This window comes from Erythrobacter sp. S57(2025) (assembly GCF_057365055.1).
This window is the reverse complement of sequence record NZ_CP200299.1, coordinates 90,743-103,543: the sequence shown is the minus strand read 5'-3', so window position 1 is coordinate 103,543 and position 12,801 is coordinate 90,743. Positions and strand designations below refer to the sequence as shown.

12 protein-coding genes are annotated in these 12,801 nt (G+C 58.3%); 10 read left to right on the top strand and 2 right to left on the bottom strand.

Annotation, left to right across the window (positions count from 1 at the left end; genetic code table 11):
• Nucleotides 1–12: 12 nt before the first annotated feature.
• Nucleotides 13–711, bottom strand: coding sequence for a c-type cytochrome (locus tag AC0V6N_RS00545; protein ID WP_486169646.1), 699 nt, complete (start codon nt 709–711; stop codon nt 13–15).
• A 132-nt stretch (nt 712–843) separates the two neighbouring features.
• Between AC0V6N_RS00545 and AC0V6N_RS00540 the strand changes: the two genes are divergently transcribed.
• From AC0V6N_RS00540 to AC0V6N_RS00500, 9 genes are all read left to right on the top strand, one after another.
• Complete coding sequence (locus AC0V6N_RS00540) at nt 844–1,737, top strand: prephenate dehydratase (protein ID WP_486169645.1); 894 nt, start codon at nt 844–846, stop codon at nt 1,735–1,737.
• A gap of 311 nt (nt 1,738–2,048) precedes the next feature.
• Nucleotides 2,049–2,624: a hypothetical protein gene (locus AC0V6N_RS00535; protein WP_486169644.1), complete on the top strand. Its 576-nt coding sequence runs from the start codon at nt 2,049–2,051 to the stop codon at nt 2,622–2,624.
• Nucleotides 2,621–3,922, top strand: a complete 1,302-nt coding sequence (locus AC0V6N_RS00530; RefSeq protein ID WP_486169643.1) for a DUF4350 domain-containing protein — start codon at nt 2,621–2,623, stop codon at nt 3,920–3,922. Before AC0V6N_RS00535 ends, AC0V6N_RS00530 begins: the two co-directional genes overlap by 4 nt.
• Before the next feature lie 59 nt (nt 3,923–3,981).
• Nucleotides 3,982–4,938 carry an AAA family ATPase gene (locus tag AC0V6N_RS00525; RefSeq protein ID WP_486172397.1) on the top strand — a complete coding sequence of 319 codons (957 nt, stop codon included), beginning with the start codon at nt 3,982–3,984 and terminating at the stop codon, nt 4,936–4,938.
• Between the two features lie 12 nt (nt 4,939–4,950).
• Complete coding sequence (locus AC0V6N_RS00520) at nt 4,951–6,282, top strand: DUF58 domain-containing protein (RefSeq protein WP_486169642.1); 1,332 nt, start codon at nt 4,951–4,953, stop codon at nt 6,280–6,282.
• A complete protein-coding gene (locus AC0V6N_RS00515) occupies nt 6,279–7,385 on the top strand; it encodes a stage II sporulation protein M (protein ID WP_486169641.1) in 1,107 nt (368 codons plus the stop codon). The genes AC0V6N_RS00520 and AC0V6N_RS00515 overlap by 4 nt, the downstream gene beginning before the upstream one ends.
• On the top strand, nt 7,382–8,296 hold the full coding sequence (locus tag AC0V6N_RS00510) for an RDD family protein (RefSeq protein ID WP_486169640.1): 915 nt from the start codon (nt 7,382–7,384) through the stop codon (nt 8,294–8,296). Before AC0V6N_RS00515 ends, AC0V6N_RS00510 begins: the two co-directional genes overlap by 4 nt.
• A complete protein-coding gene (bla, locus tag AC0V6N_RS00505; RefSeq protein WP_486169639.1) occupies nt 8,293–9,225 on the top strand; it encodes a class A beta-lactamase in 933 nt (310 codons plus the stop codon). Before AC0V6N_RS00510 ends, bla begins: the two co-directional genes overlap by 4 nt.
• A gap of 225 nt (nt 9,226–9,450) precedes the next feature.
• The gene (locus AC0V6N_RS00500; protein ID WP_486169638.1) at nt 9,451–10,338 is read left to right on the top strand and encodes a fatty acid desaturase; all 888 of its coding nucleotides are present in this window, start codon (nt 9,451–9,453) and stop codon (nt 10,336–10,338) included.
• 4 nt (nt 10,339–10,342) lie between these two features.
• Here AC0V6N_RS00500 and AC0V6N_RS00495 read toward each other — a convergent pair whose 3' ends face one another.
• Nucleotides 10,343–11,449, bottom strand: a complete 1,107-nt coding sequence (locus AC0V6N_RS00495; protein WP_486169637.1) for an isoaspartyl peptidase/L-asparaginase family protein — start codon at nt 11,447–11,449, stop codon at nt 10,343–10,345.
• A 127-nt stretch (nt 11,450–11,576) separates the two neighbouring features.
• On the opposite strand from AC0V6N_RS00495, the gene AC0V6N_RS00490 reads away from it, so the two are divergent.
• Nucleotides 11,577–12,728 carry a mechanosensitive ion channel gene (locus AC0V6N_RS00490; protein WP_486169636.1) on the top strand — a complete coding sequence of 384 codons (1,152 nt, stop codon included), beginning with the start codon at nt 11,577–11,579 and terminating at the stop codon, nt 12,726–12,728.
• The last annotated feature ends 73 nt before the right edge of the window (nt 12,729–12,801 follow it).

Genomic DNA, 12,801 nt, shown 5'->3' with positions numbered 1-12,801 from the left:
CCCGCTTGAAGATCACTCGCTAGCTTCAGCCGCTGCGGTTTCTTCTGACGTTGCTTCGGCAACATCCTGCTCGGCTTCTACTGCAGCTTCTTCGTTAGCCTCAGCTTCTGATTCGGCGGCCGCTTCGGCGACATATTCAGGAACGGGCAGGTTTGAGCCAAATGAATTCATGTACATCGCAACCGCAGCGCGGTCTTCGATGCTGGAAATGCCGTTGAAGCCCATCGATGTGCCATCGATGTAACCGCGTGGGTTATCGAGCCACTCATTCATCTCTTCCCAGCCCCATTGACCACCAAAGCTGGTCAAAGCGCTGGAATAGCCGAAGCCAGCTGCATTGCCTTTGCCAGCGCCCATGATGCCGTAAAGGTTCGGGCCGACACCATTGGCACCGCCTTGTTCAATCGTGTGGCAGGCGGAGCACTTAGCAAAAACGCGCTCACCTGCTGCGATAAGGTCATCCTGCGGCATCATGTTGAGCGCAGCCGCCATGGTCATTTCGGCTTCGCCTTCTACTTCGGCGACTTCGATCAGGTAGCCTGGCGTTTCAGGACGCTCTGGCGCGTAGCCGTGGAAGTACTTGTCCGAAAGAATAGACAAGCCAAGGCCAAGACCGGCGGCGAAAAGCACCCAGCCCGCAGCGGTGTTGAACAGATCGCCAGAGCCCTCTTGGGTGGTCGGCGCAGCTTCGTTGTTGGTTTCTTGTGTCATCCCGGCGCCCCCATAATGCCGCTCTGGTTACTGCGCAAGGTGAAACACATCACGAATAAATGCGTAACTTGCAATAGTCTTTGCGTGTGCCCTTGCCGCCCCGGCGCTCCCGCATTAGCAAAGCGGGCAATCATGCGAAGTTTTCCCATACCAGCTCAACATATCGTCGACGAATTGCGCGCTGCTGCGCAAGGGGATCCGGCACGCGCCATTGCATTTCAAGGCTCACCTGGCGCTAATTCGCATCGCGCCGCAATAGAAGCGCGCCCCGATGCGCTGCCATTGCCATGCTTCAGTTTCGAAGATGCATTGGAAGCGGTGAAAGATGGCCGGGCGGGTCAGGCGATTATCCCGATTGAAAACTCGCAGCATGGCAGAGTGGCCGATATCCACTTCCTGTTGCCTGAAAGCGGGCTCTCGATCGTGGGTGAGTATTTCATGCCGATCAACCACGCCTTGATGGGCATTGGCACAGGTCCATTTGAGGCCGCTTACAGCCATCCCCAAGCACTGGGCCAATCGCGCTTCTTCTTGCGCGAGCGCGGCATTGTCCCGTTAAGCTATGCCGATACGGCAGGTGCAGCGGCGCATGTGAAAGAACGCGGCGATCCGAAATTAGCGGCGATTGCGCCCGCCATCGCAGCCAAGCTTTACGGTCTCGATATCATTGAAAACAATGTCGAAGACGCTGAAGACAATATGACGCGTTTCGTCATCCTAGCCGACAAGCCGGCCTTTCTAACGCACGATACGGACAAACCAGCGATCACCACCTTCGTTTTCGAAGTGAAAAATATCCCGGCCGCGCTTTATAAGGTGCTCGGTGGTTTTGCGACCAATGGCGTCAATATGACCAAGCTGGAAAGCTATCAGCAGGGCACCAGCTTTTCCGCCACGCGTTTTTATGCTGACATTATCGGCGTGCCGGGCGATCCGGCAGTGGACAGGGCGCTGGAAGAATGCGCGTTTCATTCCAAGGAATTGCGCGTGCTGGGCACCTATGAACAGGCCCGCAAACGCGGCTAAGCTCGCCATCTCACCTCAGTTTTCTGCGCAAAGTTAACAAAGCACCCCATTCCGCGCGCCAATCTGGTTGCGCCGCCCGTTAGACCATGCCACCAATGCCCCCGCATGACGAACGCTGTGCAGATTATTCCTCCAGAGGAAGGGGCGCCTGAGATAAGTCCTGTTGTGACGAGCAACAGCGGCTCCTCCGACGGTATGCCTGCAAGTTGGGACGAGCTTCGCGAGAATTCGGCGATCCAGTTTGAGGAGGTCGAGCTTGCCCCGCCTCCTCCCCCCCCGAGCCCAGCGAACCGGGTTGGTTTGAGCAGGCATTGGTCGGCTTTTTCGAAGCGCTCGGTGCTATTCTCGCGCCAATCGGGCAGGCTTTGGGCATTGCATGGCCCGTCCTCGCTTGGGTCTTGCTGGGCTTGCTGGTCCTGTTCGTCCTCTACCTGATTGCGCGCACAGTGGGGCCGCTGGCTCGCAATCCGAAGAAGGAAAAGACCGCGACGAGCGAGCCTGAATGGCAACCCGATGAAGAAGACAGCATCGCCCTGCTGGATGATGCAGATCAGCTGGCCGCAGAAGGTCGCTATGATGAAGCGACGCACTTGTTGCTGCAACGAAGTGTGGGGCAAATTGCTGAAGCGCGGCCTGATTGGGTGGATCCATCCAGCACAGCGCGTGAACTTGCCGCGCTTCCCAGATTGTCAGACGCTGCCCGCACCGCCTTTGCCACCATTTCAGAACGCGTCGAACGCAGCCTGTTTGCGCTTCGCTCACTCGACAAAAGCGACTGGGAGGCGGCCCGCTCTGCCTATGCCAATTTCGCTTTGGCGCGGATTGAAGGGTCTGCAAAAGCCAGCACAGCGATTGGCGCTCCTGCGGGCGAGGTGAGAGCGGTATGAGCGGCGCGGCCACAAATCCACGCGGAGGATCGCCGTTTAGCAGAGGGGCTGTGCTTGGCATCGTAGTAGTCAGCTTCACCGCATTTCTGGCGATGATCTATTTCATCTCAGTCGGGGACACGGGCGGGGGCGAACAGCGCGGCGCGGCGCATGCCTCTGCCAATGGTCTGAATGGCTATGCTGCTCTGGTTGAATTGCTCGAAGGCGAGGGGTTCGAAGTGGAACGCTCCCGCGAGACCAGCGGCCTTGATACGAGCGGCCTTTTGATCCTGACGCCTGACCAGCAAACCGATCCAATCGAGTTTTCTACGATCCTGGAAAACCGCCAATATGTCGGCCCCACACTCGTGATCTTGCCCAAATGGTATGTCGGCCGGGTCGAAGGTCGCATTGCCGAAGAAGACCGCGACAAAGTTCGCTCCGACTGGGTGTCGCTGCAGGGTGCCTTTGGGCAGGATTGGGTTGATGAGTTGGCAGAACCCTTTCGCATCAAGACCGAGGTTGAACTGCTTGAAGATGACCAGTCGCCCTATTGGGAGGGGCTTGGCTTCTCTGGCGAGCTGCCCACACGCTCAATCGTCTTTGCCAAGGAAAACACCGCCCACGACCCGGTTATCGTCGATGGCGCGGGCCACATCCTTGCTCTGAACGTGATCGGGGATGAAGGCACCGATTATTACGAAAACGCCCATTGGACGATGTTCGTCATCGATCCTGATCTGATGAACAATTACGGCCTGTCAGACCGCAACCGCGCAGCAGCGGCGGTCGCCCTTGTGCGCGAGGCGGGCTACGGTGACATGACCATGGTCACGTTCGACATGACGCTCAATGGCTACGGCAATTCGACCAACCTTTTGACGCTGGCGTTTCAGCCGCCGTTCCTCGCTGCGACCTTGTGTTTGATCTTGGCGATGCTTGTGGTGGGATGGAGAGCATTTTTGCGATTTGGCCCTGCGGCAGCAAGCACACCTGACTTTGCCTTTGGCAAAAGCCGATTGGTTAGCAATGGCGCTGGTCTGATTGTGCGAGCGCGGCGATTGGGATTGCTGGGCGCGCCTTATGTCGCACTGGTTGAGCGACGATTGGGCCGCGCTTTGGGTATTGCGAAGCCTGACGCCGAAACCATCGACGCAGCGCTCGCCCGCCGGCTGCCTAATGAAGAGCCGTATTCCTATCGCGCCGCGCGCATGGAGAATGCGGACAAACCCAGCGAAATCCTGCGCGCCGCACAGGCGCTCAACGAACTTACCGAAAAACTCAAAATCAAAAATCCAACAGGGAAATCCGCCAAATGACCAATGATCCCGGAACCGAAGCGGGCAGCACTGCGCCAGATGCCCCGCAAGAGATTGGCATGACACTGGGTGATGTGCGCAGCCTTGCCAATGCCATCCGCGCTGAGATTGCCAAGGCTGTCGTCGGGCAAGACGAGATGGTCGATCAATTGCTGGTCGCGATGCTGAGCCAAGGGCATGTGCTGATGGAGGGGCCTCCAGGCACGGCAAAGACCTTCCTCGCGCAGGCCTTCTCAACCGCTTTGGGATTGGACTTTGGTCGTATTCAGTTCACCCCAGACCTGCTTCCCGGCGATATTCTGGGCTCGAACCTGTTCAACTTCCAAACCAGCCAATTTACGCTTACCCGCGGTCCGATCTTTTGCGAATTGCTGCTGGCAGATGAGATCAACCGCACCCCGCCAAAGACGCAGGCCGCTTTGCTGGAGGCGATGCAGGAACGGCGCGTGACTTTGGATGGTGAAACGCACCAATTGGGCGCGCGCTTTATGGTGGTGGCGACGCAGAACCCGATTGAGAACCAAGGTGTCTACCCACTGCCAGAGGCGCAGCTTGACCGGTTCTTGTTCAAACTGCTCGTGCCCTATCCTGATGCAACGGAAGAAGCGCGCATTGTCGCAAGCTATGGTTCGCGCAGTGGCCCGCAACGTCCGGCGGATTTGGGCGTGCAGGCCGTTGCCAATGCAGAAATTCTGACACTGGCAACGGCCGCGCTTGACCACGTGACTGTCGCACAAGAGATCACTGATTATGTCGTGCGGCTGGTGCGGGCAACGCGTGAGCATTCAGAACTCGCCGTGGGTGCTAGCCCGCGTGCAGCTGTGATGCTCGCCAATGCCGCGAGGGCGCGTGCCGCACTCGAAGGACGCGCTTATGCGATCCCCGATGATGTGAAGGCTCTCGCTGTGCCAGTTCTGCGCCACCGCCTAACGCTCAGCCCAGCCGCCGAGATCGAAGGCCGCGATGTTGAAGCATTGGTCGCCGAGCTGATCGAAGCCACAGAAGCGCCAAGGTAAACTGCGCAAAGCATGGCCTTATCCCTTCCCCTTGTCCCGACCGAACGCGCCGCTTGGCTGATCGCTGGCTTTGCGCCTGTTGGTCTGGTGGTGGCAGCAGTGCAGCCTGCAATGTGGGTGATCGCGCCCATCGCTGCGGTTGCTCTGGTCGCGCTGATCGTAGTGGATGGGTTGCTCGCAGGCTCGTGCAAGGAATGGCATGTCATCGTGCCCGCAGACACCGAAGTGGGTCAAGCAACCGCATTGGATGTGCACGCCCGCTTTTCCAGCCGCGTGATGAGCGGCCCGGAAGCAGCGCTGGAATTCGATCCTCGCCTTGCCCCAGCGGGCCGCGCGACAGTCACGCTTTTGCGAGAGCCTGACACCGGCGCGCATAGCGGCACGGTCGATGTCCATCCAGAACGACGCGGGACCGCCGCCATTACGCGCGCATGGATCAGGTGGAGTGGTCCGCTTGGCCTGGGCTCGCGTCAGACGCAGAAGGATTTGGGCGAAGAACTGCGCATCTGGCCTGACCTTTCCCCTGTACGGTCAAAGGAATTGCAGACCTTTATGCGCGACGCTGCAACGGGCCTGATCGCGCGGCGTATTCGCGGCGAAGGCACTCAGTTTGAAGCGCTGACCGAGTATCAACCGGGAATGGACCGTCGCAAAATCGACTGGAAAGCAAGCGCGCGCCACACGCATCTTTATGCCCGCGAAAACGAAAGCGAGCGCAACAACCAGATCGTGTTCGCATTCGATTGCGGTCAGGCGATGTGTGAGCCGGTTGATGGAATGCCTCGCATCGACAGGGCGGTAACAGCTGCGCTCACCTGCTCCTATGTCGCGCTAAAGGGCGGCGACAAAATCTCCCTGTTTGGCTTTGCCCAGCGCCCGCAAGTCATGACGCCTTTCGTCAATGACAGCCGCGCCTTCCACCGCTTGCAAAGCGCGGCCGCCGCGCTCGATTACGACGCGGCAGAGCCCAATTTCACGCTCGCGCTCGCTACGCTCACCGCGAAACTTCAGCGGCGATCTTTGATTGTCTTATTCTCAGATTTCACGGACCCGACAGCGGCAGAATTGATGATCGAGAGCATTGGGCGATTGGTGGACAAGCATCTCGTTTTGTTTGTGACGATTGCTGATAGTGAGCTTGAAACCTTCATCGACGAAGACCCGGGCGATATCGCAACCTTGGCGCGTTCCGTCACAGCGGACACATTGCTGCATCAACGCAGCATCGTCTTGCAACGTCTGCGCCGCATGGGCGTGGATGTGATTGAGGCGCCGTATGACCAGATCGGCTACCAGCTGATTGACCGCTATTTCATGATCAAGAACAGCGAGGCCATCGGATGAGCACTGCGCCTCTCAAACAACCAACGGCGGCCCGCAAAATCTCGTCATGGTTTGGCAAAGGCGAAGTCGCCGCCCCTACCGATATCGAAAGCGCAGCCCTGCGTTCAGATCGCTTCCGTTTGGAGCGTGAGGACGATTGGAAGCGCCTTGAAGACATCGTCGTGCGCATGGAAAAAGGGGGCCTGCGCAAGATCACTGACGAAGACTTGCTCGCCCTCCCCACCCTTTACCGCACCGCCGCCTCCAGCCTTTCTGTCGCGCGCGAGACCAGTTTGGACCGCGCAACGCTCGGCTATCTGGAAAGTCTGGTCCAGCGCGCATGGTTTCAAGTCTATGGGCCGCGCAAAGGCTTTTTTGCTTGGTTTGCAGGCTTCATCCGCGGCGGATGGAGCAAGGCCGTGCGCGAGATTTGGCTCGACATCTGCATCGCGCTGTTTGTGATGGTGGCTGGCGCGGTGGTTGGCTGGGTGCTCGTCGCGCAGGACAATGAATGGTATTATCGCCTCGTCCCCATCAGCTTGGCAGGGGATAGAGGGCCAGGTGCCAGCAGAGAGGATTTGCTCAGCACGCTGGCGGTTGAGGAATTGACCGCTGGTCTATCGACATTCGCCGCCTCGCTTTTCAGCAACAATGCAGGGGTGTGCATATTGGCATTCGCATTGGGATTTGCCTTTGGCATCCCGTCGCTCATGCTGCTGGTGCACAATATGGCGATGCTGGGCGCGATGCTGTGGCTGTTTAACGAAGCGGGCCTGCTGGTCGAGTTTTCCGCATGGCTGAGTGTGCATGGGACGACCGAGCTGTTCGGCATCCTGCTTGCGGGCGCAGCAGGCCTTCATATCGGGCGCAATATGGCGTTTCCGGGCAACCACTCCGTCCTCGAAGCCGCCGCCACCAGCGGTCGGCGCAGCGCCATTGTCATGGTTGGCGTTGTCATCATGATGGTGGTCGCCGCTATCCTCGAAGCCTTCCCCCGGCAATTGGTCGACGGGCATGAAGCGCGCTTTGTGATTGGCGGCGCGTTCCTTGTCTTCTGGCTCGCCTATTTCTTCCTCTACCACTCGCGCACCCTGGCCGAGAATGATGAGGATTTTGCCGCATGAGCTCCGGGATTATCAGCCCTGATCAAAAGCGTGAACGCACGCTGATCACGCCAGAGGGGATCGCGGTCCCTGTGCGCATCGCATCGCGCGGGTCACGGCTGGGCGCGCTTATCCTTGATTTTCTGCTGCTTGGCTTTGGTGTCACAGTGTTCTTCATCGTCCTTGGCTTGATTGCTGGTGGGCTGTTGGATGAAGTGGGCAACACGCTTGACGATCAAGTCTCTGGAGCCGCTGAGTTTCTTGTCATCATCGTCATTCTCACCCTTTTCCTCGCACGATACGGATATTTTCTCGCGCTTGAGCTGGGACCACGCGGAGCGACCATTGGAAAGCGAATGGTCGGCATTCGTGTCGCAGCGCGCGGCGGTGGCAGGCTGACGGCTGAGGCGATTATCGCGCGCAATTTGCTGCGCGATATTGAGATGTTCATGCCGCTAATTTTCCTGCTTGTCGCACCCAGCGGCGAGAGCGGTAGCTTTGGTCTTTCAGGCATGATCTGGTTCCTCGTGTTTATGGCCTTCCCCTTCTTCAACAAGGATGCGATGCGCGCAGGTGATGTGATTGCCGGCACTTGGGTGGTCGATGCACCGCGCACCAGGTTAGCCGAAGCGCTCTCCACCCAAGGAGCCGCTGCTGGCGGTGCGAGCTCCATGACAGGAGCCAGCTACCAGTTCGGCGAGGACGAGCTTTCAATCTATGGCGAGCATGAGCTGCAAACGCTCGAGCGCATGCTGCGCGATGCTCAGCCCGATGCGCTTTCGGCGGTCCATGCGACCATCTGCCGCAAGATTGGCTGGGATCCGGGCGCAGGCGATGAACGCGCCTTCCTTGAAGCTTTTTACGCCCAATTGCGCGCGAAGCTCGAAGGGGACATGCGGTTTGGTAAGCGTAAAGCGGACAAGTTCTCATGAGCATGGACCGGCGCGGCTTTGTTGGTGGGACCATCGCGACGGGTATTGCGATTGGGGCTGCGGGCTGCGTTCCGCCTGACCAAAGCCCAGCTGGACGGCTTATCTCAACGTTGCGGATAATTGAGGCCAATGCAGGCGGCACGCTTGGCGCAGAGCTGTTCGAGGTGAATTCAGGTCGCTCGATCGGGCTCAATCGCGACCGCCGGTTTGGCCATTGCTCTTCGTTCAAAACATCACTGGCGGCCAAAGTGCTGCAACGCCATGCGAGCGGGGAGGATGATGCGGATCGCATTGTAACTTGGACCGCTGATGAGCTGGTGTCCTATTCCCCGTTTACGAGCGAACGCACCACGTCTGGTGCAACTCTACGTGAGCTGGCCGAGGCAACGCAGACCACGTCTGACAACAGCGCGGCCAATTTCCTGTTGCGCGAAATTGGCGGGCCGCCTGCACTCACGGCATTCTGGCGCTCAATCGGGGATGATGTGAGCCGTCTTGATCGGAACGAGCCACAGCTCAACAACGCACCGCCCACCGAAATCCGCGACACCTCCACGCCTGCTGCCATGGCGCGCACTGTGGCCAAGCTGGTCTATGGCGATGTGCTGCCCGATGCTGAGCGTGCGCAGCTCAAACAATGGATGGCCGATACCGCCACCGGTGCAAACCGGGTGCGGGCCGGACTGGCAGACGATTGGGTGAGCGGCGACAAAACTGGCACATCCTTTTGGCCCGGCATGGGCAGCCTCTATGTCGATATTGGCTTTGCTGAAGAACCCGAAAGCGAGAAGGGCCCTGTAGCCTTTGCCGCCTATTTTCGGGCTCGCGGCGAACATCAGCAGATTGATCCAGCGTCCGAAGCCGCCCTTGCACAAGTCGGTTCAGTCCTGCGCCGATTTGCCAAAGGTGACCGTCCATTTCCGTTCTAGTGGCAATCTGCTACTGATCTCTGGCGAGAGGCATCATGGAACGCATCATCAAATTCATCGCCGCTAGTCTGCCGCTGGTTTTGCGTTCGCATTTCTGGCGCCTCTGCTGGACCAAGGGATGCAGGTACTGGGTGTGTCCGCACCGATTGGCTACTCCTCGCTGGCTGCGGCATTGGTTGTCGCAGGAGCCTGGGGACTTTTCGCTCAGATCAGCGGGAGGTGGGTGTGAACGCGCAATCGCCCATTTTGCCTACTGACGTGTCGCAATTGTCCGATCCAGAACTGCGCAAGCTTGAGTTGAAGATCGCTCGCAAACATTCAGGCAAGTTCCCATGGGAGGCGGTGATCTGGGCCTTTGGCAATCTCGCCATTTGGCTGTCCTTATGGCCGCTGGTGCTGTTGGAAGCGCTGCCCTTGTGGCTCGCTTTCCCGATTGCGACCATCAATATGGCGTTGGTCTATCTGCCAACCCACGAGGCGCAGCATGACATAATCGCGCGGCCCGGCACGAAACTGCGCTGGCTCAATGAGCTGGTGGGCCATGCGACGAATTGGATGCTGATCCTTCCATTTGAAGTGCTCCGCATCACGCATCTCGATCACCACCGCCACACCAATGATCCTGAAAAGGATGTCGACATCACGACGAAAGCGCCGGGCCCATGGAGCGCGATCTGGCGATCAATTCAGGAGCGGCAACCCGGCGCCAAACGCAATGGTGACTATCTCGCCGCACTGGTGCGTGCCGGGCGCGAGGATTTGATTGTCTTAAGTCTCGCCTACAAGATTGGCTTTATTGCGGTTCTGGGTGTGCTTGCATGGAATGGATTTGCTCTAGAAGCGCTGCTGCTGTGGTGGCTGCCGTACCAGATTGCGATGGTGTACATCATTTTCTTCCTAAGCTGGGCACCGCATCATCCGGGCAACGAAATTGGCCGCTATCGCAACACGCGCAGCTGGAAATCGAAGGTCGGCAATATCGGATCAATGGGGATGCAGTTTCACATCGTTCACCACCTACACCCCTATATCCCCCTTACTCGGACACCCGCCGCTTATTGGGAAATGAAGCCCATATTGGAAGCGCGCGGATGCCGGCTCGAAGGTCTATGACCGATTAGTGGTCGGGCGTGGAAGATGGGTTTGTTCCGCCCTCTCCTCCAAAAATCGCGACCTCGCTCACACCTTCACTGGTTGCTCGTCCGCGATACATACCGGTGGTGTTGAAGCTGTAGAGTGCTTCGCCCTCAGGTGTCACAAGGACAACCCCGCCATCGCCGCCTAGCCGAGCAACATCTGCCATCACGGCATCAGCGATGTTTTGGGCGTAGTCTTGCTCAGCGAGCCATTCGCGGTGCTGCTGCGCTTCTTCTCCACCACCTTCAAAGGCAAGTTGCGAAGTGATTAGTCGCAAACGCGTGCATATTTCCTGCGCCACACCGACGCGGATAAAATACTCTCCCCAGCCCGTCGCCGAAACCGCACAAGAGCGATTGTCGGCATAGGTGCCAGCGCCGATCACAGGGGCATCGCCAATCCGGCCCCAGCGTTTGCCGGTCATGCCACCTGTTGAAGTCCCCGCAGCCAGATTGCCATCTTGGTCGAGCGCGACCGCACCCACCGTTCCAAATTTGTGATCGACATCGAGCGCGGAAAGCTGGTTTTCGCGCATCCGTTCTAGCGAACGACGGCGCGCTTCAGTGGCGAACCATTCAGGCGGAGTGACTTCAAAACCCTGTTCGCCTGCAAATTGCTCCGCGCCATCGCCCATCAGAAAGACATGTGGGCTTTCCGTGCGAACCTTGTCCGCTAGCAGGATGGGATTGCGCACCGTTGTCACACCCGTCACTGCGCCCGCGCTGCGGTCAGAGCCATCCATGATCGAGGCGTCGAGTTCATTCACGCCGTCCCATGTGAACACCGCACCGCGGCCAGCGTTAAACAGCGGGTTGTCCTCCATCGGAATGATCGCGGCCTGGATCGCCTCCATTGCAGTGCCGCCCTCGGCAAGGATTGTCGCCCCTGCATCCAATGCCTCTTGCAAAGACGCCTCATACTGCGCGCGGCGTTCGGGGGTCATATTGTCAGGGCTCAGCGTTCCCGCCCCGCCATGGATCGCAATGGACCAGCGCGGCTCACCCTGAGCGTCCTGTGCGGCAACGGGGACCGACATGAGCCCAGCAGCGACCACTAGCGACAGCGCACTTGTAATTTTCTTACGCATATGCAATACAATGCCTCGCAATATTTAAATTAACGTACATTACGGCGCAATATTTTGTAACGCGACACGATACATTTGCGCCCAACACTTTGTTTCGTATCGATATTCAATCCTAGAGGGGGATCTCATGCAAATCGGAAACTATCAATTCGATCCTGATCTGGCCATGGAACTCGGCGAGAAAGCCGTGTTTGCGCTGGGCATTCTGCTGATCACATGGCTAATTGCCAATGCTGCGAAGTGGGCTTTTGCCAAACTTGTTGATCGCGTGAACTTCCTTAATCGGGACACCAGCAGCGGCGAAAGCATTGGCGCATCGCTTGGCAAGATCGTGTCGCTGCTGATCTGGTTGTTTGGCCTGCTCGCTATTCTCGACGTGCTGGAACTGGGCGGCGTTGCTGGCCCGATCAATGAATTGCTCAATACGGTGATGTCTTACCTGCCTAAGCTTGCAGGTGCGGGCCTCCTGCTCTTCATCGGCCTGATGATCGCTGGCATCGTTCGCGACATCGCAGTGACGGCGATGCAAACCATCGACATCGACAAATGGGCGAACCGTGCGGGCGCTGATGAAGTTACCGGCAACACCACGATCAGCAAGACCCTGGGCGTGATCATCTACGCTCTCATCGCGATCCCCGTTGGCATTGGCGCTCTCGGCGTGCTCGACATTGCGGCGATCTCTGGTCCCGCAACCGATATGCTGCAAATGATCATGGCGGCAATCCCGCAGATTGTTGTCGCGGGTATTTTGCTGGGTCTTGGCTACTTCATCAGCCGCTTTGCAGTCGATGTGTTGACTGAGTTGCTCTCTGGCCTCGGCATTGATGGCCCGATCACGGCGCTCGGCGTTCTGCCAGCATCGACGAAAGCATCAGACGTGCTTGCGCGCATTGTGCAGATTGGGATCATCCTGTTCTTCGCCATTGCAGCGACCAACACACTGGGCTTCCCGCAAGTCACCGAGATCCTTGATGACGTGCTCAAGCAAGGCGGCAGCGTCCTGTTTGGTGCAGCGGTCATCGGGATCGGTTTCCTGGTCGCCAATGTGGTTGCCAAGTTTGTGGGCGCAGACAGCGTGCAAGGCACAATCATCCGCTATGCGACCATGCTGATCTTCACCTTTATGGGGCTTAAGCAGATGGATATTGGCGATGAGATCGTCACTATCGGCTTCGGCGCCTTAGTGGTCAGCTTGGCCGTTGCTGGCTCGCTCGCCTTCGGCCTTGGTGGCCGGGATTGGGCTGCGAAGAAACTGGCCGAGATGGATAAGAAGTAAGAATTCGTCACTGTTTCGTCACGGCCACATTGTGGCCGGCTTGTGAGAGGGGCGCGGTGGTTTTGCCATCGCG